This is a genomic window from Anaerovibrio lipolyticus DSM 3074 (assembly GCF_900141865.1).
Taxonomy (GTDB): Bacteria; Bacillota; Negativicutes; order Selenomonadales; family Selenomonadaceae; genus Anaerovibrio; species Anaerovibrio lipolyticus.
This window is the reverse complement of the sequence record NZ_FQYW01000018.1, coordinates 33019-59572: the sequence shown is the minus strand read 5'-3', so window position 1 is coordinate 59572 and position 26554 is coordinate 33019. Positions and strand designations below refer to the sequence as shown.

Sequence of the window (26554 nt, the reverse complement as noted above, 5' to 3'; positions counted from 1 at the left end):
TTTGATTTGCAATGATTGTTATGAAAGCTATATTTGTCTTCCGGCACCTGGGCCGTCGTTGGCAGTAGCCACCTGGGCCTCGCTGAAGGTTTTCATATCATTAACTATATGAATAGCAGCATCTGCAAGACGCATTCCTATGCAGGCCGTTATGCCTGGTATTTTCACTGCCATGTGGTACAACGGTGGTTCAATCGGTAAGAGAAAGGGCTGAATTTCCGGTACCAATTGAGCTGCATAGCCAGCCAAGGCGGTTACTGCCCTATCTCCAAGAATTATCATGGTGCGGTTGTGGGTGGCGGCAATTATGGCCCCAAGAACAGCGGAGGCTATCAGCTGCATTTCCCCAGATAGCTGAGTCATGAAGGTACCTGGTTGGAGCTTTAGATTGCCCTGGGTGTCGCACAGCATATTTGCCATGGCATCTATTAATGCAGTGTCGTTATCTATAAGGGAAAGTCCCATGATTTGGCTTCCCAGAGAGATATTTTCCCCCTGCAGCCGACCAAATTCAAAGGCATCCATCTGGGTCCTTTCTCCTGTGAGATAGGCTGCAATAGCTTCGGCTCCTGTTTGAGTGGTAAAGCTATGAATAAAAGCAGCTTGGTCCTTATCTAATGCAGCTTCCTTTTTCATGCCAATGAAAAGCATTGTTTTGGATATATCATTTGGCAGCTCGTTGGAGGTTATACCACTTAGCTGGGCGGCTATCTGTTCAATTACCCCCAAGCTGTAGATAGGCTTTGATAAATTGTCCAGCCGCATCTGACAGCGTTCAATGGCCTCCTTATCCAGGTCCGGCATGGTACGAGTATAATAATCAAAGGTTTTATCAGTCAGGGTAATGGCTATGTTGGGAATAACATCCTTTTCGATGGTATCTGCCATTAACTCTTTGGCGGGCAGGTCCTTTTGAATATTTTTAAAGGCTCTTATGGCGGCATCTAAAATGTCAGCTACAAGGGATGAACCAATGGCCTCTCCCAGCTTAATGTTTAAAGCCATAATTGGGGTAAAATCCAGTTCTTTAAGGATTAAGTGCTGTCCCTGTTCTCCCGCTTTGTGGGAAGGAACAAGATAATCCTTGAGAACAGGAGCCAATCTTAAAGCTATTAGGGCAGCGGCACTGGAATTAAAGCCGTCCAGTATGGTAAGGGAATGGGAAGCTGCGGCACCCAGCATAAGTCCAGCAATGGCCCCTAGCTCAAAGCCTCCCACTTTGGCCAGCACATCTATAGGATCATTGGCATCCGGCTGGTTTACAGCCAGTATTTTTTCCACAGTGGCCAGCTTTGTCTTGAACCGTTCATCGGAGATATTGGTGCCTCTGCCGGTGGTGTTGGCAGGGGATTCCTCAAGGAGAGCAGCGGTAATAGCTGCACTGGAGGTGGTGTTGGATATGCCCATTTCACCGGGCAGAAATATGGTTATCCCCTGTTGTTGGTGGAGCTGTTTTGCCAGAGAATATCCGTAATATAAGGATTTTATTGCCTGTTCTCTGGTCATGGCCGGCCCCTGGGAGGAGTTATTGGTGCCGGAGGCAATATGGAAATCTATAAGCCCTGGGAGCTCCTTGGCTTTTTCACTGTTTATGCCCAGATCTGCCACACAGAGATGAGCTCCTGTGAAGTCGGCAAAAACATTGGCAGCAGCACCGTGGGAAATAAGGTAATTGGCCACCATGTGCAGCGTGGTTTCCGGCGGGTAGGCACTGACATTTTCCTTTGCAACACCATGGTCGGCACAGCAGATGGTGACAGCCTTTACAGGCGTGTCCTCAAATGAAGCAGAGCCCGTAGCACCGGCATACTTTTTCAATAAAAAGCGAAGGGCACCAAAATCATCCCTTTTTATGGTGGAAGTGGCAAGAATTCTTTCCACTTCATCTATACTGTCAGTATCCTTGGGAGGTATTTGAGCTATGAGAGCTTTAAAATCCTCTTCCTTCATTACGGGTAAATTCGTCATATAGCCTTGGCCTCCTGAGGGACCTGTTTGATGCTAAGGCCAATACGGCCCCTTGCTTCGTCCACGCTAATGACCAGAACGGTGACAATATCACCAACAGCCACCACATCCAAAGGATGCTTGACGTGCTTGTTGCTTAATTCGGAAATATGTACAAGACCAGCGGTTTTTATGCCAATATCTACAAAGGCACCAAAGTCGGTTATATTGCGGACAGTACCACGCATAATGGTACCTACCTTAATATCAGACAGCTTTACAATGGCTTTTCTGGTAAGAGGCACTGGCAGATCTTCACGAGGATCACGGCCAGGCTTGGACAAAGCATCCAAAATATCCTTAACAGTTGGTACACCGGCATTTAAGTCCTTGGCCAGCTTTTCAGGATTAGCAATTTTTATTTTGGCCTGGAGCATTTCCAGCTGCTTTTTGTCATTTAAAATATCCACATCGGCCCCTAATTTTGCCAAAATATTTTTGGCCAGCTCATAGGATTCAGGATGTACAGGGGTATTGTCCAAAGGCATTTTGCCCCCGCCGATACGCAGGAAGCCGGCACACTGGGTGTAGGCGGCATTGCCCAGACGGGCTACCTTTAGCAGCTCTTTACGGGAGCTGAAAGGACCATTTTCATTTCTGTAGGTTACTATATTCTTGGCAATAGTGGCATTTATGCCTGCCACATGCTTCAAAAGGGCTGGGGAAGCAGTATTCAGTTCTACACCAACGTGGTTTACCGCTGATTCAATGGTCTGATCCAGAGTATTGGCCAGTTCCTTTTGATTTACGTCATGCTGATACTGGCCGACGCCAATGGCCTTTGGATCGATTTTTACCAGCTCTGCCAATGGATCCTGCACTCTGCGGGCAATGGACACTGCACCGCGGATAGTAACATCATACTCAGGCAGTTCCTCCTTTGCCAGTGGGGAAGCAGAATATACGGAGGCCCCAGCTTCGCTGGTAACTATGTAGTGAGTATCAAGTCCGTTATCCTTTATGAGCTTGGCGGCAAATTCCTCTGTTTCAAAGGAGGCAGTACCGTTGCCAATGGAAATGAGATTGACCTTGTATTTTTTGATAAGAGCCAGTGCTTTTTTTGCAGATTCAGCGGCACCTTTTTCACCATGGGTAATATAAAGAACTCCATGGTCGAGGACATGTCCAGTTGGATCTACAATAGCCATTTTGCAGCCAGTACGGTAGCCAGGATCCAGTCCCATTACGGTAAAGCCTGCCAGTGGTGCCTGCAGTAACAGTTGGCGTAGGTTAGTTCCAAAAATATCAATAGCCTGTTTTTCTGCAGTTTCGGTAAGCTGATTTCTGATTTCTCTTTCAAGGGATGGCTGAATGAGACGCTTCCAGCTATCAGCCACAGTGTCTTTCAAAAGGCTTTGGAAAATGGAGTTACCTTTTATGAAACGCTTGCCAATGATAGAGAGAATTTTTTCTTCATCATCCTCCATTTTTACCTTCAGGCATTCCAGCTTTTCGCCACGGTTAATAGCCAAAATACGATGAGATGGCAGGGTGCGCACCAGTTCCTTATATTCCTTGTACATCAGGAATACTTTGCCCTCATCGGTGTTTTCTTTTTCCTCGTCCAAGGTGGTGGTAATAAAGGCGTTATTCCAAAGGAATTTACGCAGCTCCTGACGAAGCTGGGCATCCTCGGAAATCATTTCCGCAATAATATCCTGAGCTCCAGCCAAGGCATCCTGGGCAGTCTCCACTTCCAGTTCTGGATTGATGTATTCTGCAGCCACTTCCTCAGGAGTACCCACAGCAAGATTTTGCAGAATAATAGTGCTTGCCAGTGGCTCTAAGCCCTTTTCCTTGGCTTTTTGGGCTCTGGTGCGCTTCTTCTGCTTATATGGAAGATAAATATCCTCCAGCTCCTGCAGCTTAGTGGTTTTTTCGATGGCCAGCTGCAGCTCAGGGGTTAGTTTTCCCTGTTCCTCTATCTTGTTGATGATTTCCTCCTGGCGTTTTACAAAATTGCGGAGGTAGGCGAGTCGTTCGGAAATAATTCTAACCTTCTCCTCGTCCAGTTCCCCGGTTTTTTCCTTGCGGTAGCGGGAAATAAAAGGAATGGTGTTGCCCTCGTCTAAAAGCTCTGTAACAGCATCAACCTGAAATACTTTTATTTTTAATTCGTCAGCAATAATTTTACTGATATTTTCTGTTTTCATCTCAATTTATTCCTCCATCGTGTAAGCAATCGACAAATAATTATATCACATTATTTCCTTTTAAGAAAAATGAAACTATTATCCTATATTTTTATTGACATAAATGTTAAATATATGTAAAATACTCAATGGATAGTAATTATCCATTAATAATTGGGAGAAAGTAGTTACGTTTTACAACTAAATTTGGAGGAAGAAGAATATGATGATGGACATGCAAAGTGTAGCAGATATACTTCGCAGTCATGGCTTTAAGGTAACTCCGCAGCGTCTTGCTGTATATGATGCGTTGCAGAATACAACTGAGCATCCTAATGCGGAAATGCTTTATAATATGCTTTTGCCAAGTTATCCGGCCATGAGTCTGGCAACTGTATATAAGACCATGGAGATATTTGATCAGATTGGTTTGGCTCAGGTACTGAATATTGGTGAGGACAGTTATCGTTACGATGCCAGAATGGAAAATCATCCACATGTGCGCTGCAACACATGTGGCCGTGTAGATGACATTATGGAGTTTGAGGATGAGGCCATTATGGAACAGGTAGCAAAGCTGTCCGATTACAAGCTGACAGGCAGACAGCTGTATTTTTATGGTGAGTGTCCTAAATGTCAGGGAAAAAAGAAAAAATATAATTAAGGTAAATTGGGGCAGGACTGGACAAGGAGTCAGTCCTGTCCTTTTCTTTTGACCTTTTTGACCATTTTTGTTATGGTATATAGGGTTCTAAACAAAATCTAATAATATTTACAGAATTTTTTCAGCAGGGCTTCTTATACTTGGCTTATAGGAGGAAAGATGCAGGTTTCGGTTTTGGCCAGCGGCAGTAAAGGAAATTGTACCTTCATTGAAATGGAGGGAAGCAGACTTTTAGTGGACGCTGGTATCAGCGCCAGGCGCATTAAGCAGGAACTCAGTAATATTGGTCAGGCCATTGAGAAATTGGATGGGGTCTTTATCACCCATGAGCATAGTGACCATATTAATGGGCTTGCCACTTTGACAAAAAAATATGGTATACCGGTGTACAGCCGTCCGGAAACCTTTAGGGCCATGAACTGCTACAGGGATATTCCCCAGGAGTGTATTAATCCAATTATGGATCGGGTCAGAATAAACAAGCTGACTGTAAAGGCCTTTGGAATTCCTCATGATGCGGCTGACCCTGTGGGGTACTCCATAACTGGCAGTGTAAAATGTGTGGTAGCTACTGATATGGGCTTTGTGGACAGCAATCTGCGCAGAGAGCTGGAATCAGCCAGAGTAATGATATTGGAAGCAAACCATGATGTGGATATGCTGAAAAACGGCGAATATCCCTGGCCACTGAAACGGCGTATTTTAAGCAATCGGGGCCACCTGTCTAACATTGATACGGCCTGGACACTGGTGCATTTAAAGCAAAAACCGCAAAAGGTCTTGCTGGCACATCTAAGTGAATCCAACAACCTGCCGGAATTGGCAATGAAAACTGTGCGGCAGATTCTTGACCAGCAGGGAGTTAAGAACATGGAGCTCATACTTACTGCTCAGGATAGATGTGTCAGTGTGGATTTTTGATATATTTTTGTATTTTGGAGGGAGAGAAAATGATTACAAAGAAGAGAATTTTTAAGTCTTGTCTGCCGGTTGTAATGGGTCTCCTGGTAGCGGGATCGGTAATGCTGGGGGGATGCGGCAAGAATAATGTGGCCGAAGGAATTCCAGCCTCCAGTCCAAGCTATAATACCAATGTATCCGATGCCAGAAACACACCTGTGGTCAGGGCAGCCAAGAATGTGGGGCCTGCCGTGGTGGGTATTACCAATAAAGCCGTTGCCAGAGATTTCTTTTTTAACCTTCGCGACGTCGAGGGCTATGGTTCCGGTGTTATCTTCCGCAAGGATGGCTATATTGTAACCAATAATCATGTAATCGATGGGGCAAAGGAGATCATAGTATCCCTTTCTGATGGACGCAGTCTTAATGGCAAGCTGATTGGGGCGGATGAAATCACTGATTTGGCCGTGGTTAAGGTGGATGCAGATGATTTGCCGGCAGCAGATTTCGGCGACTCCGATGACATTATGGTGGGAGAGCCTGCCATTGCCATTGGCAATCCAATGGGGCTGGAATTTCAGGGTAGTGTCACCACCGGCGTAATAAGTGCCGTAAATCGTGTTCTTAACAAAGGCGAAAGCAATATGAAGCTCATTCAGACAGATGCGGCCATCAATCCGGGTAATTCCGGCGGTGCACTGGTAAATGCCGATGGCAAGGTCATTGGTATTAATTCCCAGAAAATCGTCACAAATGCTGTAGAAGGTATGGGATTTGCCATTCCAATTAATACTGTACGTTCTGTGGTTGAGGAGCTTATTTCCCAGGGACATGTTACCAGACCATATCTTGGGGTAAGTGTTTTTGACAAGGAGTCCGCAGCCCGTCAGGGTTATATTTTAAATGTGGATAAGGGCGTATATGTATTTAATGTATCCTTGGATGGACCTGCCGGACGTGCCGGTTTCCGTCGCGGTGATATAATTTTGGCTGTAGGTGGCACAGAGGTTAATACTGTGGGTGAACTGCGGGCAGCCATTACTGCTCATAAAGTGGGTGAAACGGTAGAGGTTAAATATGATTCCAATGGAACCACAAAGACTGTAAATGTAACTTTGGATGCCCAGCCTGTTGAGGGTTAAGCAGAATGAAGATTAATATAGTTACCGCCGGCAAAATAAAGGAAAAATACCTGACCGAGGGAATAAACGAATTTTTGAAGCGTCTGGGTCCCTTTGCCAATGTGAAAATCATAGAGATAAGTGAAGAAAAAATGAAGGATAATCCTTCAGAGGCTGAAAAGCAGCAGACTCTGACCTGGGAGGGACAACGTCTTTTAAAGCAGGTGCCTGAGGGCAGTTATCTTATAGTATTGGATGTATATGGCAAGGAGCTTTCTTCTGAGGAGCTGGCTGCCAAAATTGACAGCCTGGGCCTGTCGGGAAAGAGCAATATAACATTCCTTATAGGAGGAGCCTTTGGCTTGTCTTCTGAAGTAAGGTCAGCTGCAGATATGCTTCTTAGCTTTTCAAAAATGACCTTCACCCATCAGATGGTACGTCTGCTGCTGGTTGAGCAGATATACAGGGCATTTAAAATAAATCGTGGAGAAAAGTACCACTGGTGATGGAACAACAAAAAAATGGGGCTGCCTGGGGCAGTCCCATTTTTGGTATTTACGATTTACTCAATGGTAACGGAAGGTCTGTCTATAATGGAGGACAGCACAACAATAGTTTGTGTTTTGATTACACCGGTTTGTTCCTTGATGCGTGTCAGAAGATTTTCCAAAGTAGTTGTATTCTGGGTGATTATTTTTAAGGAATAATCAAAGTCACCAGTGATGTAGAAGCATTCCTTGATGTCCGACTCACCAACCACAAAATTTTTAAAGCTGTCACCATGGCTAGGATTATCAAAGCTCAGGTAAACCAAAGCCATAAGTTGCTTGTCCACAAGCTCAGGATTTAAAATAGCGGTATACTGCTTAATGACACCAGAAGCCTCCAGCTTTTTTAAGCGTTCACTGATAGCCGGCATGGATAGGGAAATCTCCGAACTCAAAACTGAAATTGTGACACGGGCATTTTCTTGTAGGCGCTTAAGAATCTTCTTATCAATATCATCCATTTTTAACACCACCATTCTGCTTACATTATACCAGTGAAAGGATACAAAAGTAAACTTTTATCTTCAAAATCATAAAATAATTCTTTAAAAAGAAAATATTCTGACATTTTATTTTGTTTAAGTGAAATTTTTGCATTTACTTTGTATTGGTGTAAAATAGTAAGTTAGAATAGTATAAATTTGGGGTAGTGTAATGAAAAATAAACAGACAAAGATTCTTATAAATATTAATAGACTCACCTTGTTTCTGATGTTTCTGTTTGTGGTTACCATTGGCAGATATTTTATTTTACAGGTAATCCAGCACGATGAAATGGAAGAAAAGATTATGAATATAGCCCGGGATAACGTGGTGCGCCAATCTCCCAGAGGGAAGATACTTGATCGAAATGGCAGGGAGCTGGCCATCAGCCGCATAGCCAAGCTGCTGGTCATACGGCCGGATAAAGTTGGCAGTGAGGAGGATATTCAGGTTTTATCAGCGGAGTTGAGTCCAATAATTAATATTCCTGCGGAAACTATTGCCAACCGCATACGTGAGGGCGGTGCCTACTATGCCGTTAAGCATGGATTGGAAAGTGATGAGGAAGCGGCAATAAATCAGCTAAAAAAAGACAAGGGATATGAATGCCTCTGGATGGATGATGAGGTTAAAAGATATTATCCAAACGATATGTTGGCCGCAAATATAATCGGATTTATCGGTATGGAAGATAAGGGCCTTGAAGGACTGGAATACTCCATGGACAGCATAGTAAAGGGGGATGTCCAGGAGGAGGATGTACTTACGGACATGAGGGGCCGTACCATTTTTGATTCCATTTTCTCCCTTTCTCAGAAGCGTTATAAGGGAGATAACTGCAAGACAGTTACCTTAACAATAGATGCCACTATGCAGTTTATTGTGGAGCAGGTTCTGGATAAAGCAATGATTGAGAACAAGCCTCAAAATGTTACTGCCATTGTTATGGATCCTAAAACAGGTGAAATTCTGGCCATGGCTTCCAGACCAAGTTATAATCCGAATAAATTTGGTGATTATAGCATGGAGGCAATAAAAAATCGTGCTGTGTCGGATATTTATGAGCCAGGATCCACCTTTAAGTCAGTTGTGGCCGGTGCTGCCTTGGAGGAAGGCGTGGTAACACCTAATCAGACTTTCTACGATCCGGGGCGTATTAACGTATCGGACAAGCATATTCAGAACTGGAATGGTGAGAGTTTTGGTACCGTAACCTTTACGGATATTGTTAAGAATTCCATTAACACCTGCTTTGCCATGATAGGTCAGATACTTACCGGTGAAAAGCTCAACGAATATGCCAAAAAATTTGGTTTTGGTGAGCCTACAGGTGTAGAGCTGCCGGGTGAGGCTACTGGTATGCTCTTTGAAAGTGATAAGATGGTGGATTCCGATATTGCGACCATGTCCATTGGCCAGAGTATTGCGGTGACACCTATTCAGCTGTGTACAGCCATGTCTGCCATTGCCAACGACGGTGTGCTTTTAAAGCCTCATATCGTAAAAAATATCACCAATGCTGATGGCTCCCTTTATAAAGAAAATGGCCGCGAGGAAGTGCGTCGCGTACTGAGTTCTGCCACTGACAAAACTCTCATGGGACTGCTGGAACAGGTAGTTGCCACCGGTGGCGGTCAAAAGGCTCAGGTTAAGGGCTATCGGGTGGCGGGAAAAACCGGTACAGCCCAGAAAATTAACAAGGACACTGCCGGCTACATGGAAGGCCGTTATATTGCGTCATTCTGTGGTTTTGCTCCTGTGGAAGATCCTCAGCTTGTGGTTCTGGTTATAATTGATGACCCTACAGCCGGTTCTTTCTACGGTGGTCAGATTGCTGCACCGGTGGCAGGGGAAATCTTTGCCCAGCTGCTTCGTTATAAACACATTGAACCATCATCTGACCCATTTGAGGATATGGATAAGAAGCACAAGGAACAGGAATCACAGCCAGCTGTCAAGACCGCTCCGCCGGGAAAACAGATAATGCCTGATCTCAATGGTATGAGTATTCGTGAGGTTTCCCAAAAACTGGGAGAGCTGGGAATTGGGATGAATATTCAGGGTACGGGCCTTTCCACAGGCCAGAGTATACCAGCAAATACAGTAGTGGATCCAGGTACAAGCGTAACGGTTTATTTTAAGCCATAATGATATTTATCTAATATCAATATACATAGGAAAGGAACATTATTATGAAAGCTAAGCTCTTTGTTACAGATATGGATGGTACCCTCTTAAACAGCCAGCGCAAGGTAACCAATGGTGTAAAGGCTGCCGTTAAGAAGGCTGTGGATGCTGGGGTTATTTTTACTGTAGCCACTGGAAGAATGCATATTTCTGCCCTGCCCCATGTGAAGGCTTTGGGAGTAAATGTGCCAATTATTACATATAATGGTGCCCTTGTAAAAACTGTGGATGGGGAGGAAGTATTTGCCTCCTATCTGGATCGTAAGCTGGTGGAAGAGCTGGTGGAATTTGCCGAGTCGAGAAAGCTTTATATTCAGATTTACAGCAATGAAAAGCTCTATTATAGAGAGGAAAATGATAAATCAGCATATTATCGCTGTGCTGCCGGTGTTAATGGTAATCCTGTGGGGAACGAGCTGGAAAAATTCATGGACAATGTGCCAAAGCTTTTGATTATGGTGGATACCCCGGAGGAAGGGGATAAAGTGGTTGATGCAATTTCGGAGCAGTTTGGTGGCCGTATAGAGGCTGTTAAGTCTACGCCAGTTTATATTGAGCTTATAAAACCGGGAGTAAATAAGGCAACAGCCATTGCTCGGCTGGCGGAGAAATACAACATACCTATGGATTCGGTGCTTGCTATTGGTGATTCCAACAATGATTTGACCATGATTCAGGCAGCAGGCTTTGGGGTAGCCATGGGCAATGCCAACGAAAACGTGAAGAAAATTGCAGAATATGAGGTGGCTGACTGTGACCATGACGGTGTTGCAGAAGCTATCGAAAGATTTTGTCTGGACTAACAGGCTGATTTTTAGAAGGAGGCTGTTATGGATAGAGATGAAAGAATGGATTTTATTATCGTAACGGGTATGTCCGGGGCGGGAAAAACCCAGGCGTGTCGCTATATGGAGGATATTGGGTATTTCGTAATAGATAATCTGCCTCCGGTGTTTATTCCAAAATTTGCCGAGCTGTGCCGTCATTCTGATGGTCATGTAAACAAGGTGGTGCTGGTAGTTGATACCAGAAGTAGGGAATTCTTTGATACATTTATCCATGTACTGGAAAATATGGACAGGGATAATCAGCCCTATGTAATGCTGTTTATGGATGCATCCGATGCTGCCATTATTCGCCGTTACAAGGAAACTCGACGTCGTCATCCTATGGCCCCTAGCTCCAGAATTCCCGAGGGAGTTGCCAAGGAGCGTGAGCGGTTGGCCCCTATCAGAAATAAGGCTACCTACATCATTGATACTTCAGATCTGAAAAAGATTGAGCTTAAGGAAAAAATACTGAATATATTTGCCAGCAAGCCAGGGGATAAGCTCAGCACCAATGTAATGTCCTTTGGATTTAAGTTTGGTATGCCTCTGGATGCAGATTTGGTATTTGATGTGCGTTTTTTGCCAAACCCCTTTTATGTGGAATCAATGCGCCATAAGAGCGGTGCTGTGCCGGAGGTGGCCCAGTATATCGAGCAGTATCCTGTTACCAAGGAGTTTGAGAAGCATCTTGATAATATGATAGATTTTCTAATGCCCCAGTATGAAAAAGAGGGGAAGACTCAGCTGGTAATAGCTGTGGGGTGTACCGGGGGAATGCACCGTTCTGTGTTTATTGCCAAGCATATATATGACAGACTGAAGGATAAGGGGTATTTGGTGAATTTAGAACACCGTGACCTGATGAAAAATGATGTTTGGGAACACGTTCGTGAGGAATGTTAAGGAGTAACAAACAATGAATTTTTTGAAATGGTTGTATCCAGGCATGAGATTCAAGCGCTGGCTGCTGCTGTTTGCCGCCGGTGTTATGCTGGCCAGTCTGGGCATAGCAATTATGTTCAACTATAAATATATAGACAGTATAGAGGAGTCCATATTCTGGGCTGTTTATACCTTTTCCGGGGAATACACCTATACTGCCACGGCGGTTATGGGATCTGTGATGGTAGTCATAGGCTTTTTGATTATGGCTATGGCGGCCCGCTTTATTATCCAGTCGGTTATTGATGTGGTGTATCCATCCTCTTCGGAGAAGCTGGTGGATTTGATTTATGAGAAACGAATGCTGGGCAAGGGACCTGCTGTTACCGTTGTGGGTGGCGGTCACGGACTCAGCGTGCTTTTGCGTGGCATAAAGGAGGTTACCACCAATGTTACAGCAGTGGTGACCGTGGCTGATGACGGTGGGTCCTCTGGCAGGCTTCGTGAGGAGCTGGGGATTATTCCGCCAGGGGATTTGCGAAATTGTCTGGTGGCCTTGGCTGATACGGAGCCTTTGATGGAAAAGCTGTTTCAGCACCGTTTCGGAGGCAGCAGCTCATTGTCTGGCCATAGCTTTGGCAATCTGTTTATTGCCGCTATGGCAGAGGTTACAGGTGATGTGGAAACTGCCCTGACAGAATCCTCCAAGGTTCTGGCTGTAAAGGGACGGGTGCTCCCTGCCAGTAAGGAGCATGTACGGCTGGATGCTATCATGGAGGATGGCACCATCGTCTGTGGTGAATCCCATATTCCGGAGGTTCATAAGCGGATTCATCGTGTTAAGCTGTTCCCTGAGCATGTGGAGGCAGTACAGTCCTCTTTGGATGCCATACGGGATGCCAATGCAATCGTTCTTGGGCCTGGCAGCTTGTACACCAGTATTATGCCTAATCTTTTGGTGGAGGGCATAGGTGATGCAATTTGCCGTAGCAAGGCAATTAAGATTTACATTTGCAATGTCATGACCCAGCCCGGGGAAACCGATGGTTATACCGCCTCCATGCATGTAAAGGCTATCTTGGATCACGCGGGGCGGCAGGCCATAGATTATGTTATTGTAAATTCCACTCCGGTACCTGAGGACTTGGCTCAAAAATATGCGGAAAAGGGTGCCTATCCGGTGGAGGTGGATGATGATGCACTTAATGCTCTGGGGGTAGGCCTTATTAAGGCAGACCTTATAAGTGGCAAGGATGTAATTCATCATGATTCCCGCAAGCTGGCCAGTAGTGTTATGCGGGCAGTTTATGGCATAAAGGCTGGCCTTGATGAAATAAGGAAGCATTAACAGAAATTATATTAGAAGTTTGGTGAGAAATATATGCCATCTTTTGCAGCTGATGTGAAAAATGAGCTGGCCCACAAACTGGATAAAAAATTATGCTGCCAGACTGCGGAGCTGGCAGCACTTTTGCGTATGGGTGCATCCATGACCCTGGGCCCTAACATGAGTCTGGGACTTAATTACGTTACTGAAAATGCGGCGGTGGCCAGAAAGACTCTGAGCTTGCTGAAGGCCACCAGCAATGTGCAGACGGAGGTAACTGTAACCAGGAGCAAGCGGCTTAAAAAGAATAACCGCTATATGGTGCGCGTGGTTCCATCGCCATTGGTTCGGCCACTAATGGAAAAGCTGGGAATGCTGGGTGAGACAGAGGGCTCCCTGGGCCGGGATAAGGCCCTATTGAAGAAGGTGTGCTGTCGTCACGCATATCTTCGTGGGGCCTTTATGGGTGGTGGCAGTATTAACAAGCCTGAAGCAGAGTGCCATCTGGAAATGGTCACTTCAAACTACGGCTTTGCTGACACCATTGCAGGAGTCCTTAAGCGCATGGGCTTTCCTGCCGGCTTTACGGACCGGAAAAACCATTACCTCATTTATATGAAAGATGGAGAGGCTATAATGGATTTCTTGTCCATTATAGGTGCCACTAAATCTTTGGATGATTTCGAGGGAGGCCGTAATCTTAAGGAAGTACGCAACCAGGTAAATCGTCTGGTTAACTGTGAAACTGCTAATCTGCAGAAAACCGTGGATGCAGCAATTTATCAAAATGAGTGTATAAAATATTTAAGGGATGAGGGAAAGCTGGAAGGCCTCACCAAGGCCCTTAGAAAGACAGCCCAATGCAGGCAGGATAATCCCGATGCCACCTTGGCAGAACTGGCAGAAATGCTGCTTGTGACCAAGTCCTGTGTAAATCATCGGCTGAGAAAGCTGGTGGCCCTGGCAGAGGAACTGCGGGGGAAAAATAAAGAAAAAGGTGAAGATGATTGAAAAAGTATATGAGGTTTATTAAGATAGCACTGTTGGTTGTTGTCCTTGGGGCAATATTGCTTTTTGCCGGGATTCAGTATCTTTTGTCTCAGCCGGCTCCGGAGGGATTTCCAATTTTGGAGTACCACATGGTACAGGAAGCTAATCCGGACAAGGCATATGAATACAACGTACCACCGGCAGAATTTGAGGCACAGCTTGATTATCTGGAGCAGCAGGGCTACACTACCATTTCCATAAGGGACTATCTGAGAGCAAAAAAGGGGCTGCAGCAGCTGCCGGACAAGCCGGTGATTCTCACCTTTGATGATGGCTACGAGACCAATTACACGGAGCTTCTGCCAATTTTGGAAAAGCGGGGGCTTAAGGCTACCATTTTTATGGTGGGAAATGATATTGGCAAGGAAAATTATATGTCCTGGGATCAGTTAAAGGACATCCAGCATCGTGGTGTGGAAATAGGCAGTCATACTGCTAACCATTTGCCGTTGACCAGTATGAGCCTTGCTGAAGCCAGGGACGAGGTTAAGCTTTCCAAGCTCTTAATGGAGTGGAATGGGATGGATACCATCTATACCTTGTCCTATCCTAATGGCAAATATGACAAGGAGCTGCTGGATATGCTGAAGGAGGAGGAGTATCTGGCGGCAGTAACTGGGGATGCAGGGCTTAATACCTTTGAAACAAATCCCTATCTTCTTCAGCGTATCAACATTCCACATCCATTGTTTGGCTTGACGGAATTTAAATGGCGCCTGTTAAAGGGAAGAATTATGACCCAGTTGGGAATAAACCAGCATTAAAATTTGCATATATAGACAAAAAAAGGTAAAATAACTTAAGACTTTGTTTAAGGTGAGGAGGTTACCTAATATGAAGCACATTCAGACTGTAAATGAGCCTACTTTGCAGGCTACCAAGACTTCTGGCGGCTGTGGCGAGTGCCAGGCATCCTGCCAGTCCGCATGCAAGACTTCTTGTACTGTCGGCAATCAGGTTTGTGAAAGCAAGAAATAATTATTTAGTGAGAAGGGCTCCCCGGGAGGGAGCTTTTTTCTTGTGTTTTTAGGAGAGTACTGTTTTATTATGAATAATGAAATGAGCACAAAAATCCATAAATTCGTCCAGAACGGCATGTATATTCTGCTGGATGTGAATAGTGGTGCTGTCCATGTAATAGATAAAATGATTTATGATATCATGGATATTTTTAATGGCAAAAATGATAATGAGGTTATAAATAACCTTAAAACCCAGTATACGGAAAATGATTTGAAGGAAGCTTTGGATGAACTTCATATTCTTATGGACAAGAACCAGCTGTTTGCTCCCGATATTGATGTTCCGCCTACCTTCAAGGCCAAGGGCCTGGTTAAGTCCCTGTGCCTGATGACTGCCCATGACTGTAATATGCGCTGCAAATATTGCTTTGGTGATACCGGCGAGTACGGCGGTGAGCGTCAGCTCATGAACAACAAGGTGGGCCGTGGGGCAGTTGATTATATCGTTGAACATAGCGGCCCTAGAAAACATTGTGAAATCGACTTCTTCGGCGGTGAACCTCTCATTAATATGCCTTTGGTGAAGGAGGTTACCGAGTATGTAAGAAAGCGTGAAAAGGAAACTGGCAAGGAATTCAAGCTGACCTTGACGACCAATGGTTTGGCCCTTAATGATGACAATATTAAGTGGCTCAATGATAATAATATCAGCCTGGTACTAAGCACCGATGGCCGTCGTGAGACCCATGACAATATGCGCCCTGACTGTGGCGGTCAGCCAACCTATGACAAGGTAATGAAGAATTTCAGGAAGTGCGTGGATTCCCGTAATGGCGAAAATTACTACATGCGAGGTACATATACTGCAGAGAACCTTGATTTTACCAAGGATGTTGAGGCTATGGCGGATGCAGGCTTTGATATTTTGTCCATGGAGCCGGTGGTGCTGAAGGATTCTCCGTATGGTCTTACTGAGGAGATGCTTCCGGCGATTTTCGCTGAGTACGACAGACTTACTGATTTCTATCTGAAGCGTCATCGTGAAGGAAAGGGCTTCTTCTTCTTCCATTTTAATATGGACCTTTCCAATGGTCCATGCGTGGCTAAGCGTCTGGCTGGCTGTGGCGCTGGTCATGAATACTATGCAGTGGCTGCCAATGGCGACCTTTATCCATGTCATCAGTTTGTGGGCCGCAATAAGTATAAATTGGGTAATGTATTTGATGACCTTGATGAGGGTGCTGAGGATATCACCAGATATTTCCGTGAATCCCATGTTATGAACAAGGAACGCTGTAAGACCTGCTGGGCAAAGTATTTCTGCTCAGGTGGTTGTCATGCCAATGCAGATCTGTTCCATGATGACATAAGAAAGCCTTATGAAGTGGGCTGTGAAATTCAGAAGAAGCGCCTTGAATGTGCCATCGCTGTACAGGCAGTTTTGTCCATGGAAAAGATAGGAAAAAAGGATTATAAGCCTGCCAGCGTTAATTGCTGATAAAGGTGCTAAAATTATTACTTTATAGTGATTGTAAGCTTACTTTAGTATGATACATATTATTTATGCTATAGTTATTGAAGCTTATGAATTTGCGTTGACAAGGTATCTTGAATTGGTGTAATATTAACTTACTTGAAAGATAAGGGACACTAGGATATATGATTGCCATCTGTCTGCCGTTCAGGTAGATGGGTGTCTTTTTCTGACGTGTTCTCAAATTATTTTATCTATATATTTTTAGGGGGTATTTTACAAATGGCAGTAAAAGTAGCTATTAATGGTTTTGGCCGTATTGGTCGTCTGGCATTCCGTCAGATGTTCGACGCAGAGGGTTATGAGGTTGTTGCAATCAACGACTTGACCAGCCCTAAGATGCTGGCTCATCTTCTGAAGTACGATTCTTCCCAGGGTCGTTACAAGTACGCTGACAAGGTAACTGCTGGCGAGGATTCCATCACTGTTAACGGCAAAGAAATCAAGAACTATGCTTGCGCTAACGCAGCAGAGATTCCTTGGGGCAAGCATGATGTAGATGTTGTTCTGGAGTGCACTGGTTTCTACACTTCCAAGGAGAAGGCTTCTGCACATCTGACTGCAGGTGCTAAGAAGGTTGTTATTTCTGCTCCAGCAGGTAAGGACCTCCCTACTATCGTTTACAATGTAAACCACAAGGTACTCACCAAGGAAGATAAGGTTATTTCCGCAGCTTCCTGCACCACTAACTGCTTAGCTCCTATGGCTAAGGCTCTGAACGATCTGGCTCCAATCCAGTCCGGTATCATGGCTACCATTCATGCTTACACTGGTGACCAGATGACTCTTGATGGTCCACAGCGTAAGGGTGACCTCCGTCGTTCCCGTGCTGCAGCTGTTAACATCGTTCCTAACTCCACTGGTGCTGCAAAGGCTATTGGCCTTGTTATTCCTGAGCTGGACGGCAAGCTCATCGGTGCTGCACAGCGCGTTCCTACCCCTACTGGTTCCACTACTCTCCTCTACGCTGTAGTTAAGGGTAATGTAACTGTAGAGCAGGTTAACGAGGCTATGAAGAAGCAGGCTACTGAGTCCTTCGGTTACAACGAGGACGAGATCGTATCCAGCGATATCGTTGGTATGCGTTATGGTTCCCTCTTCGATGCTACCCAGACTATGGTTAGCAAGGTTGCAGACGGCCTGACTCAGGTTCAGGTTGTTTCCTGGTATGATAACGAGAACTCCTACACCAGCCAGATGGTTCGTACCATTAAGTACTTCGCTGAGTTAGGCTGATAACTCGTCATCAAAAAACAATAGTTTAAAAGATCCATTGAGGTCCGGCCTTTGTTTGGGCCGGACCTATTTTATTGACGGAGGTTTTTATTAATATGGGTATGAATAAGAAAACCATTAAAGATGTAGATCTTAAGGGTAAGAAGGTATTTTGCCGCGTAGATTATAACGTACCATTTGATGAGAATATGAATATCACCAACGATACTCGTATTCAGGCTACCAAGGAAACTGTTAAGTACATGCTGGAGCAGGGTGCAGCAGTTATTTTGGCATGCCACATTGGCCGTCCTACCGAGGCTCGTGAGGACAAGTTCTCCACCAAGCACATCGTTAAGCGCGTATCCGAGGTTATGGGCGTAGATGTTAAGTGGGCTCCTGACTGTGTAGGTCCTGAGGCTGAAAAGGCTGCAGCTGACCTTAAGCCAGGTGAGATTCTCCTCTTAGAGAACCTCCGTTATCATAAGGAAGAGAAGAAGAACGACCCTGCCTTTGCAAAGCAGCTTGCTTCCCTTGCTGACATTGCCGTAAACGATGCATTCGGTGTTTCCCATCGTGCTCATGCAGCTAATGTTGGTATTGCACAGTATCTTGAGTCCGTTGCAGGCTTCCTCATGGAAAAGGAAATTAAGTTCATTGGTCAGACACTTGAGGCTCCAAAGCGTCCATTCGTTGCTATCATCGGTGGTGCTAAGGTTTCTGACAAGATCGGCGTTATCTCCAACATGATTGACAAGGTTGATACCATCATCATTGGTGGCGGTATGGCTCACACCTTCGATGCAGCACAGGGTTTGCCAATCGGTAACTCTATCTGCGAGAAGGATAAGTTTGAGGAGGCACTTGCACAGCTTAAAAAGGCTAAGGAGAAGGGCGTAAAGGTTGTTCTTCCTGTAGACCTTACTATTGCTGATGATTTCTCTGCTACTGCCAATACCAAGATTGTGGATGTTGACAAGGTTCCAGAGGGCTGGGAGGCTTTGGATTCCGGTCCAAAGACCTGCGATGAGTATGTAAAAGCTCTTGATGGTGCAAAAACTGTTGTTTGGAATGGCCCAATGGGTGTATTTGAGTTCGATGCATTTGCAAAGGGTACCCTGGCTGTTGCTGAGGCTGTTGCCAAGGCTACCGAGAATGGTGCAACCTCCATTGTTGGTGGCGGTGACTCCATTGCAGCTCTGAAGAAGACTGGCCTTTCTGACAAGATTTCCCACATTTCCACAGGTGGCGGTGCTACTCTCGAGTTCTTAGAGGGTAAGGAGCTGCCAGGCATTGCAGCCATCGCAGACGCATAAATGCTTGTCTTTGAACATGCCTTCCCCTTTTGGGAAGGTGCCCCGCAGGGGCGGATGAGGTATTCATTTTATAGTTTTGTGGCTATATTGTAACGTTTTTTTAAAAATATATAGATAATTTGAGGAGGATATAATTATTATGGCACGTAGACCTATTATTGCTGGTAACTGGAAGATGAACAACACTATCGCTGAGGGCGTTAAGCTGGTTAAGGAGCTGGCTCCATTGGTAGCTGACGTTGAGGCTGTAGATGTAGTAGCTTGCCCAACTGCAACTGCTCTGGCAGCTGTAGCTGATGCTTGCAAGGGTACCAAGATTCATGTTGGTGCACAGAATGTTCATTGGGAGCCAAAAGGTGCTTTCACTGGTGAAATCTCCACTGGCATGCTGAAGGAAATCGGCGTAGAGTATGTTGTACTTGGTCATTCCGAGCGTCGTGACTACTTCGGTGAAACTGATGAGGGCGTTAACAAGCGTGCTCGCGCTGCTTATGCCGCTGGCATTACTCCTATCATCTGCTGTGGTGAGTCCCTGGAAATCCGTGAGGCTGGTACTTACATCGATCATGTTGTAAAGCAGATCAAGGCAGCTCTTGATGGCTTCTCCGCTGACGAGGTTGCTAAGCTGGTTATCGCTTATGAGCCAATCTGGGCTATCGGTACTGGCAAGACTGCTACCTTCGAGCAGGCTGAGGAGGTTTGCAAGGCTATCCGTGAGGCTGTAGCTGAGGTATTTGGTCAGAGCGCTGCAGATGCTATCCGCATTCAGTATGGCGGTTCTGTAAAGCCTGCTACCATTAAGGATCTCATGGCTCAGCCAAACGTTGACGGTGCTTTGGTTGGTGGTGCTTCCCTGAAGGCTGCTGACTTCTCCGCAATTGTAAAGTTCTAATTTAGAGGTTGATAAAATAATGGCAAAATTAAAAAATGCACCTGTTGCATTAATTATCATGGATGGCTATGGAAACGGCAAAACCTGTGATCCAAATAATGCTATCCAGATAGCTAAGACTCCTGTTATTGATAGTCTCAGACAGAATTTCCCATCCACCCATATTCAGGCCTCCGGCGAGTTCGTTGGTCTCCCTAATGGACAGATGGGTAACTCTGAGGTTGGTCATACCAACATCGGTGCCGGTCGTATTATTTATCAGGCACTGACCCGTATCACCAAGGCTATCAAGGATGGTGATTTCTTCAAGAATGAGGCTCTGGTAAGTGTTGCTGATCAGGCTAAGGCCAATGGCGGCGCTCTCCATCTCATGGGTCTCGTTTCCCCAGGCGGTGTACACAGCCATAGTGAGCATCTCTATGGTCTCTTACAGTTCGCTAAGAACCAGGGCTTCAAGGATGTATATGTTCATGCATTCCTTGATGGCCGTGATGTTGATCCTTCCTCCGCAGCTGAATATGTTGCAGAGCTGGAGTCTAAGATTGCTGAAATCGGTTGTGGTAAGATTGCTTCCATGTCCGGTCGTTATTATGCAATGGACCGCGACAACCGCTGGGATCGTGTACAGAAGGCTTATGAGGCCATTGCGTTGGGCAAGGGCGTGACTGCTGATGATGCAGTGGCAGGCGTTAAGGCATCTTATGCAAATGAGGTAACTGATGAGTTCGTAGTTCCTGCTGTTGTAGGTGACTACAAGGGAATGAAGGATGGAGATGGTGTTGTATTCTTCAACTTCCGTCCTGACCGCGCCCGTGAGCTGACTCATGCATTTACTGATGTTGAGTTTAGCGGTTTTGAGCGCAAGGCTCTGAAGCTCTCCTTTGTTACCATGACTCAGTACGAGGAAGGCCTTAATGTAAAGGTTGCATATCCGCCTGAATCCATCACCAACACCCTTGGTGAGGTTATTTCCAAGAATGGTATGACCCAGCTGCGTATTGCAGAAACTGAGAAGTATGCCCACGTAACCTTCTTCTTCAACGGTGGTGTTGAGGAGCCTTATAAGGGTGAGGACCGCATTCTGGTTCCTTCTCCAAAGGTTGCAACCTATGATTTGCAGCCTGAAATGAGTGCTATTGAGGTTACTGACAAGGTTGTGGAGGCTATTAAGTCCGGCAAGTATGATTTCATCATTCTGAATTATGCTAACGGCGATATGGTTGGCCACACCGGCGTTATTGAGGCAGCTGTAAAGGCTGTTGAGACTGTTGATACCTGTGTTGGCCGCTTTGTTGAGGCTATTCGCGAGGTTGGCGGTGAGGTATGCATCACTGCTGACCACGGTAATGCAGATCAGATGGTTGATCCTGAGACTGGTGCACCTTTCACCGCTCATACAACCAACCCTGTACCATTCATCGTTGTATCTGACCGTGTAGGCTGGATTGCCAGCGATGGTGCTCTCTGTGATATTGCTCCAACACTGCTTACCCTGGCAGGCATGGAGATTCCTGCAGAGATGACTGGTACTCCAATGGTTAAGCTGAAGTAATAAGGCTGCCATTTAGATGTGTTTGAAGGTGTATAGTGGCCCGGACCTGGCTTTAGGGCCACTTGGCACTGAGTATTATATTATTAGCGAAGAGAGGAATACAAAATGATTTATTATGATAAGCATGTTGAAGACATGACTTGCATTGCAAAAGAAGTAAACCATGGTCCAGCTCCAATTCCTGAAGAGGGCAAATGGGTACAGTCTAAGGAAATTAAGGATATCAGCGGTCTGACTCACGGTATCGGCTGGTGTGCTCCTCAGCAGGGTGGCTGCAAGCTGACTCTGAATGTTAAGGATGGTATCATCGAAGAGGCTCTCATTGAGACCATCGGCTGCTCTGGTATGACTCATTCCGCAGCTATGGCTGCTGAGATTCTCCCAGGCAAGACTATTCTGGAAGCTCTCAACACTGACCTGGTTTGCGATGCTATCAACACTGCTATGCGCGAGCTGTTCCTGCAGATCGTTTATGGCCGTACTCAGACTGCATTCTCTGATAATGGTTTGCCAGTTGGCGCAGGTCTGGATGACCTTGGTAAGGGTCTCCGCAGCCAGGTAGGTACTCTGTACTCCACCAAGCTGAAGGGTGCTCGTTACCTCGAATTAGCTGAAGGTTATGTTACCAAGATGGCAGTTGACAGTGAAGACCGCGTAATCGGTTATGAAGTTGTTCACCTCGGCAAGGCTATGGAAGCTATTGCTAATGGTACTGATGCTAACGAAGCAATCAAGAAGAACACCTCCACTAAGGGCCGTTACGCAGATGCTGCCCGTTACATCGATCCTCGTAAGGAATAATTTGAGATAACGAACAGGAAGGACTGAAAATAAAATGGCATTATTTGAAGGCTATGAGCGCCGTATTGACGGTATTAATGAAGTTTGCAAGAAATATGGTATTGCTTCCATTGAAGCTGCTGCTGATATTTGTAAGGAAAAGGGTTTTGACCCAGCTGCTATCGTAACTGATCTGCAGCCAATCTGCTTCGAGAACGCTAAGTGGGCTTACACTCTTGGTGCTGCTATTGCTATCAAGAAGGGTGTAAAGACTGCTGCTGATGCTGCAAGAGCTATCGGCGAGGGTATTCAGGCATTCTGCGTACCTGGTTCCGTTGCTGACCATCGTAAGGTAGGTCTCGGCCATGGTAATCTGGCTGCTATGCTCCTCACTGAGGATGCAGAGTGCTTCGCATTTCTGGCTGGTCACGAGTCCTTTGCTGCTGCTGAGGGTGCTATCGGTATTGCTCAGACTGCAAACAAGGTTCGTAAGAACCCTCTCCGCGTAATCCTTAATGGTCTTGGTAAGGATGCTGCTCAGATTATCTCCCGTATCAACGGCTTCACCTATGTTCAGACTCAGTATGACTACAAGACTGGCAAGGTTAACGTTGTTAAGGAAGTTAAGTACTCTGACGGCCCTCGTGCAGCTGTTAAGTGCTATGGTGCTGATTCCGTTCCAGAGGGTGTTGCTATCATGCATCTGGAAAAGGTTGATATCTCTATTACTGGTAACTCCACTAACCCTACCCGTTTCCAGCATCCAGTAGCTGGTACCTACAAGAAGGAGTGCACCGAGCAGGGTAAGAAGTACTTCTCCGTTGCTTCCGGTGGCGGTACTGGCCGTACTCTGCATCCAGATAACATGGCTGCAGGTCCTGCTTCCTATGGTATGACTGATACTCTCGGCCGTATGCATTCTGATGCACAGTTCGCTGGTTCTTCTTCCGTACCTGCTCATGTTGACATGATGGGCCTCATTGGTGCTGGTAACAACCCAATGGTTGGTATGTCTGTTGCTGTTGCTGTTGCTGTTGCAGAGGCAATGAACAAGTAAGATTTGCTTACATAAATAAAATTAGGGCTTCCGCTTTGCGGAGGCCCTTTTTGTGTATATTATAACGCCATTGTTCAAATTTTTCTTCTTTTAGAAGAAAAATCTTCCAATTAGCGTTTCAACGAGCTGGGAGATATGCTCACTAGCTGTTGTAGTTTGTTTTCCCCCACCTAAAGAGGAAGGGGACATCTTAAAGCTCGTTATATTAAGGGCAGGAACTGCCTTTTTAAATTCTATACAAGGGTAGAAAACTACTGCCATTTTTCTAAAATAAAAAGCTCAAGGCAAATGCCTTGAGCTGAATTTTCTGGTGACGCGTAGGGGATTCGAACCCCTGAAGCCGCCGTGAGAGGGCGGAGTCTTAACCACTTGACCAACGCGCCGTTGACAAGGAATATAATACCTCTTTTAAAGGAACTTGTCAAATATTTTTTTTTAAAGTTTTAAGCGTAATTTTCTGCTTATGAAATTAGCCCTGAACCTTGGTAAGACCAAGATTTAAACGCTTCATGGATTCTTCACGGCCTAAGAGATAGAGCAGCTCAGTTACACCACCTGGTGTTACCTTCTGGCCGGAAAGAGCAATTCTGGCAGGCCACATAAAGGTGCCCATTTTGATACCGCTTTCAGCAACGCCTGGCTGCAGTACCTCATCAATACCCTCAGGAGTCCAGGTCTGAACCTTTTCAAGAACCTCAATAACTACTGGGAGAATTTCAGCAGCCTTTTCCGGAGTTACCTTGTTGCGTTTGTTATTATAGAGATCCACATCGTAATCTGGCAAATCCTTGAAGAAGCCAATCTGTTCAGGAATCTCATTGAAACGGCTAACTCTGGTCTTAAGGAGAGAAGCAAGATAAGTCCACTTGTCACCTAAAGACTCTGCAATAATGCCACCAAAGGCACTGGATTTCTTGGCAAAGTCCTCATCGCTCATGGCCTTGAAATACTCGCCGTTAACCCAGTCCAGCTTGTTGTAGTCAAATACAGCAGGGGATTTGCTGAGGCCCTCTAAAGAGAAGCGTTCAATCAGCTCATCCATAGTGAAGATTTCCTGCTCGGATTTAGGGGACCAGCCCAAAAGTGCCACATAGTTGGTAATGGCCTCCGGGAGATAGCCCATATCCACCAGCTGGCTGAAGCCAGTGGCACCGTGACGCTTGGAGAGCTTGGAAATGGAGCCGTCCTCGTTCTTGCCCATTACAGGTGGCAGATGGATGAATACTGGTGGCTCCCATCCCAGGAACTGATATAACAGTACGTGCTTAGGGGTGGAGGTAATAAATTCAGTACCACGGAAAATATGGCTGATGTCCATAAGATGGTCATCGATAACGTTGGCAAAATTATATGTAGGCATGCCATCACGCTTCAATATAACCTGATCCTCCAAAGTGTCACAGGCGATGGTAATATTTCCGTGAACCACATCGTGGAATGTAACCTCACCGGTAAGAGGCATCTTCTGACGGATTACATAAGGTCTGCCCTCGGCCAGATACTGGTCAATAACAGACTGCTCCAAATCGCGGCAGGCACGGTTATAGCCACCGAAGCTCTTGGCATCGCCGGCTTCCTGAGCTGCATGCTGCTCCTCGCTGCAATCATTGCAGAAGCAACGGTATGCATGGCCCTTTTCAATAAGCTCCTCGGCGTACTTCTTGTAAATATCCAGACGCTGGCTCTGGATATATGGACCGCAGTCACCGCCGATATCAGGCCCCTCATTTGGGATGATGTTGGCTGCCTTTAAGGTATTCTGAATGAATTCCACTGCATCAGCCACATAACGCTTTTGGTCAGTGTCCTCGATGCGAAGCAGAAAATCACCATTCTGGGACTTGGAAAAAAGATAACCATATAGTGCGGTACGAAGATTACCGATATGCATGTAGCCGGTTGGGCTTGGAGCAAAGCGGGTACGAACGCGATTTGACAAAATAACTCCTCCTAAAAAAAGAGATTGCTGGTGAGCAATCTGTTAAATACACTAAGTGATACTGGCAGAGAGGGTGGGATTCGAACCCACGGAGGCTATTAACCTCACTTGATTTCGAGTCAAGCACCTTCGACCACTCGGACACCTCTCCATAGCATTAAATTATATAGATGAATCCATCTGCATAACAGAGATATTATACACTAAAATGGGTCTAAAATAAAGAAAAAGGGCTTAAATAAGCCCTAAAGTCTTTCCAAGGAAAATCCAGCCGAAAAGAGTGAAGCAGGATAGTCCAGAGGTCATTATTATGCAGTTGCCAGCCAGTTCATAATCGCTTTCCATTTGCTGGGCCATGGTAAAGCCCACCACAGCACATGGTGCTGCAAAAACAGTCATAAGGGATACCAGCTCAATATTTCGATATCCCATCCATACAGCAATGGGCAGAATAATTGCCGGAGCAATTACAAGTCTTCCCAGTGTACACAGCATGATGGACAGATGGTCCTTCTTTATGCTGGAAATGGTAAAGGATGCGCCCAAAAGAATTAAAGCCAGTGGGGTTGTGGCACTGCCTATTTGGAAAATGGGCTTTAAAACGGCATTGGGTACCACAAGATGGCATAGATTAAAGATGATACCAACAACACAGCCCAATATCATAGGGTTGTGGGCTATCCCCAGAAGTACAGGCTTCAGTTTTATCTCGTTGCCTCGGAAGGTTTCAAAGATGGTTACGGCCAAAATGTTGTATAGTGGTATAACCACCGTAATGAGCATAGCGGTAATGGCAATATTGTCCTGGCCATAAATATTGGCTGCCACAGGAATACCTATAATAATAAAATTACTGCGGTAAATGGAATGAATCATGGCCCCACGCCGTTTATTATCCGTGACGAAATAACAAACAACAACACTGGCTACTGCTACGGTAGCAAGAATGGCTATCAGGGTAAAAAGCAGCAGCTGAGGCTGAAAGGCAATACTGAAATCTGCCTGGTACATATTTTTAAACAAGAGGCAGAAAAAGAGAATCTTAAACACCAGCTTGTTCACATGGGCGATTTCATCCTTGGTGAGCAGCTGCATTTTTTTTGTCAGCATTCCCACACCTATAAGAATGGCTATAGGAAGGACTGCCTCCAGAGATACTATAAAATTACTGTACAT

The 26554-nt window shown here is 45.5% G+C and carries 23 protein-coding genes and 2 tRNA genes; 18 read left to right on the top strand and 7 right to left on the bottom strand.

Going from position 1 to position 26554, the window contains the following annotated elements; all coding sequences use genetic code 11:
• Nucleotides 1-27: 27 nt before the first annotated feature.
• Nucleotides 28-1968: a nicotinate-nucleotide--dimethylbenzimidazole phosphoribosyltransferase gene (locus tag B6K08_RS10595; protein ID WP_052212437.1), complete on the bottom strand. Its 1941-nt coding sequence runs from the start codon at nucleotides 1966-1968 to the stop codon at nucleotides 28-30.
• Nucleotides 1965-4160 (bottom strand): Tex family protein, encoded by a 2196-nt coding sequence (locus B6K08_RS10590; protein ID WP_039210630.1) that lies wholly within the window; start codon nucleotides 4158-4160, stop codon nucleotides 1965-1967. Before B6K08_RS10590 ends, B6K08_RS10595 begins: the two co-directional genes overlap by 4 nt.
• A 205-nt stretch (nucleotides 4161-4365) precedes the next feature.
• On the opposite strand from B6K08_RS10590, the gene B6K08_RS10585 reads away from it, so the two are divergent.
• The 4 genes from B6K08_RS10585 (at nucleotide 4366) to rlmH (ending at nucleotide 7330) form a co-directional block, all read left to right on the top strand.
• Nucleotides 4366-4803, top strand: a complete 438-nt coding sequence (locus tag B6K08_RS10585; protein WP_407639843.1) for a transcriptional regulator PerR — start codon at nucleotides 4366-4368, stop codon at nucleotides 4801-4803.
• A 159-nt stretch (nucleotides 4804-4962) separates the two neighbouring features.
• The gene (locus tag B6K08_RS10580) at nucleotides 4963-5724 is read left to right on the top strand and encodes an MBL fold metallo-hydrolase (RefSeq protein ID WP_039210628.1); all 762 of its coding nucleotides are present in this window, start codon (nucleotides 4963-4965) and stop codon (nucleotides 5722-5724) included.
• Nucleotides 5725-5753: 29 nt separating this feature from the next.
• Complete coding sequence (locus tag B6K08_RS10575; protein WP_052212435.1) at nucleotides 5754-6845, top strand: S1C family serine protease; 1092 nt, start codon at nucleotides 5754-5756, stop codon at nucleotides 6843-6845.
• Nucleotides 6846-6850: 5 nt separating this feature from the next.
• Nucleotides 6851-7330 (top strand): 23S rRNA (pseudouridine(1915)-N(3))-methyltransferase RlmH, encoded by a 480-nt coding sequence (gene rlmH / locus B6K08_RS10570; RefSeq protein WP_039210625.1) that lies wholly within the window; start codon nucleotides 6851-6853, stop codon nucleotides 7328-7330.
• A gap of 56 nt (nucleotides 7331-7386) precedes the next feature.
• Here the strand turns inward: rlmH and B6K08_RS10565 are convergent, their stop codons facing one another.
• The gene (locus tag B6K08_RS10565) at nucleotides 7387-7833 is read right to left on the bottom strand and encodes an Lrp/AsnC family transcriptional regulator (protein ID WP_027397728.1); all 447 of its coding nucleotides are present in this window, start codon (nucleotides 7831-7833) and stop codon (nucleotides 7387-7389) included.
• A gap of 193 nt (nucleotides 7834-8026) precedes the next feature.
• Here B6K08_RS10565 and B6K08_RS10560 point away from each other — a divergent pair, with 193 nt between their 5' ends.
• The 14 genes from B6K08_RS10560 (at nucleotide 8027) to B6K08_RS10495 (ending at nucleotide 23439) form a co-directional block, all read left to right on the top strand.
• On the top strand, nucleotides 8027-10003 hold the full coding sequence (locus B6K08_RS10560) for a penicillin-binding protein (RefSeq protein WP_039210620.1): 1977 nt from the start codon (nucleotides 8027-8029) through the stop codon (nucleotides 10001-10003).
• A 44-nt stretch (nucleotides 10004-10047) separates the two neighbouring features.
• Entirely contained in the window at nucleotides 10048-10845 is a 798-nt protein-coding gene (locus tag B6K08_RS10555; protein ID WP_039210616.1) for a Cof-type HAD-IIB family hydrolase, read from the top strand.
• 27 nt (nucleotides 10846-10872) lie between these two features.
• Nucleotides 10873-11775, top strand: coding sequence for an RNase adapter RapZ (gene rapZ / locus B6K08_RS10550; protein WP_027397725.1), 903 nt, complete (start codon nucleotides 10873-10875; stop codon nucleotides 11773-11775).
• A 13-nt stretch (nucleotides 11776-11788) separates the two neighbouring features.
• Nucleotides 11789-13102, top strand: a complete 1314-nt coding sequence (locus B6K08_RS10545; protein WP_027397724.1) for a gluconeogenesis factor YvcK family protein — start codon at nucleotides 11789-11791, stop codon at nucleotides 13100-13102.
• Nucleotides 13103-13135: 33 nt separating this feature from the next.
• A complete protein-coding gene (gene whiA, locus B6K08_RS10540) occupies nucleotides 13136-14092 on the top strand; it encodes a DNA-binding protein WhiA (protein WP_039210613.1) in 957 nt (318 codons plus the stop codon).
• An 8-nt stretch (nucleotides 14093-14100) separates the two neighbouring features.
• Nucleotides 14101-14895: a polysaccharide deacetylase family protein gene (locus B6K08_RS10535; RefSeq protein ID WP_039210636.1), complete on the top strand. Its 795-nt coding sequence runs from the start codon at nucleotides 14101-14103 to the stop codon at nucleotides 14893-14895.
• 70 nt (nucleotides 14896-14965) lie between these two features.
• Nucleotides 14966-15109: a six-cysteine ranthipeptide SCIFF gene (gene scfA, locus B6K08_RS10530; RefSeq protein WP_071997203.1), complete on the top strand. Its 144-nt coding sequence runs from the start codon at nucleotides 14966-14968 to the stop codon at nucleotides 15107-15109.
• Nucleotides 15110-15190: 81 nt separating this feature from the next.
• Nucleotides 15191-16591: a thioether cross-link-forming SCIFF peptide maturase gene (gene scfB, locus B6K08_RS10525; RefSeq protein ID WP_039210633.1), complete on the top strand. Its 1401-nt coding sequence runs from the start codon at nucleotides 15191-15193 to the stop codon at nucleotides 16589-16591.
• A 258-nt stretch (nucleotides 16592-16849) separates the two neighbouring features.
• Nucleotides 16850-17863 (top strand): type I glyceraldehyde-3-phosphate dehydrogenase, encoded by a 1014-nt coding sequence (gene gap, locus B6K08_RS10520; protein WP_080326099.1) that lies wholly within the window; start codon nucleotides 16850-16852, stop codon nucleotides 17861-17863.
• A gap of 101 nt (nucleotides 17864-17964) precedes the next feature.
• On the top strand, nucleotides 17965-19158 hold the full coding sequence (locus tag B6K08_RS10515) for a phosphoglycerate kinase (RefSeq protein ID WP_039206112.1): 1194 nt from the start codon (nucleotides 17965-17967) through the stop codon (nucleotides 19156-19158).
• Between the two features lie 139 nt (nucleotides 19159-19297).
• Nucleotides 19298-20050, top strand: coding sequence for a triose-phosphate isomerase (tpiA, locus tag B6K08_RS10510; RefSeq protein ID WP_027397718.1), 753 nt, complete (start codon nucleotides 19298-19300; stop codon nucleotides 20048-20050).
• Between the two features lie 19 nt (nucleotides 20051-20069).
• On the top strand, nucleotides 20070-21602 hold the full coding sequence (gene gpmI / locus B6K08_RS10505) for a 2,3-bisphosphoglycerate-independent phosphoglycerate mutase (protein WP_039206109.1): 1533 nt from the start codon (nucleotides 20070-20072) through the stop codon (nucleotides 21600-21602).
• A gap of 105 nt (nucleotides 21603-21707) precedes the next feature.
• Complete coding sequence (locus tag B6K08_RS10500; RefSeq protein ID WP_039206110.1) at nucleotides 21708-22403, top strand: iron-sulfur cluster assembly scaffold protein; 696 nt, start codon at nucleotides 21708-21710, stop codon at nucleotides 22401-22403.
• Nucleotides 22404-22437: 34 nt separating this feature from the next.
• Nucleotides 22438-23439, top strand: a complete 1002-nt coding sequence (locus tag B6K08_RS10495; protein WP_027406936.1) for a GGGtGRT protein — start codon at nucleotides 22438-22440, stop codon at nucleotides 23437-23439.
• A gap of 308 nt (nucleotides 23440-23747) precedes the next feature.
• Here B6K08_RS10495 and B6K08_RS10490 read toward each other — a convergent pair.
• The 4 genes from B6K08_RS10490 to B6K08_RS10475 form a co-directional block, all read right to left on the bottom strand.
• Nucleotides 23748-23822 (bottom strand) — tRNA-Glu (locus B6K08_RS10490).
• A gap of 86 nt (nucleotides 23823-23908) precedes the next feature.
• Complete coding sequence (gene gltX / locus B6K08_RS10485; RefSeq protein ID WP_039212250.1) at nucleotides 23909-25378, bottom strand: glutamate--tRNA ligase; 1470 nt, start codon at nucleotides 25376-25378, stop codon at nucleotides 23909-23911.
• Between the two features lie 62 nt (nucleotides 25379-25440).
• Nucleotides 25441-25529, bottom strand: a tRNA-Ser gene (locus B6K08_RS10480).
• Nucleotides 25530-25612: 83 nt separating this feature from the next.
• Nucleotides 25613-26554 (bottom strand): AEC family transporter, encoded by a 942-nt coding sequence (locus B6K08_RS10475; protein ID WP_039207775.1) that lies wholly within the window; start codon nucleotides 26552-26554, stop codon nucleotides 25613-25615.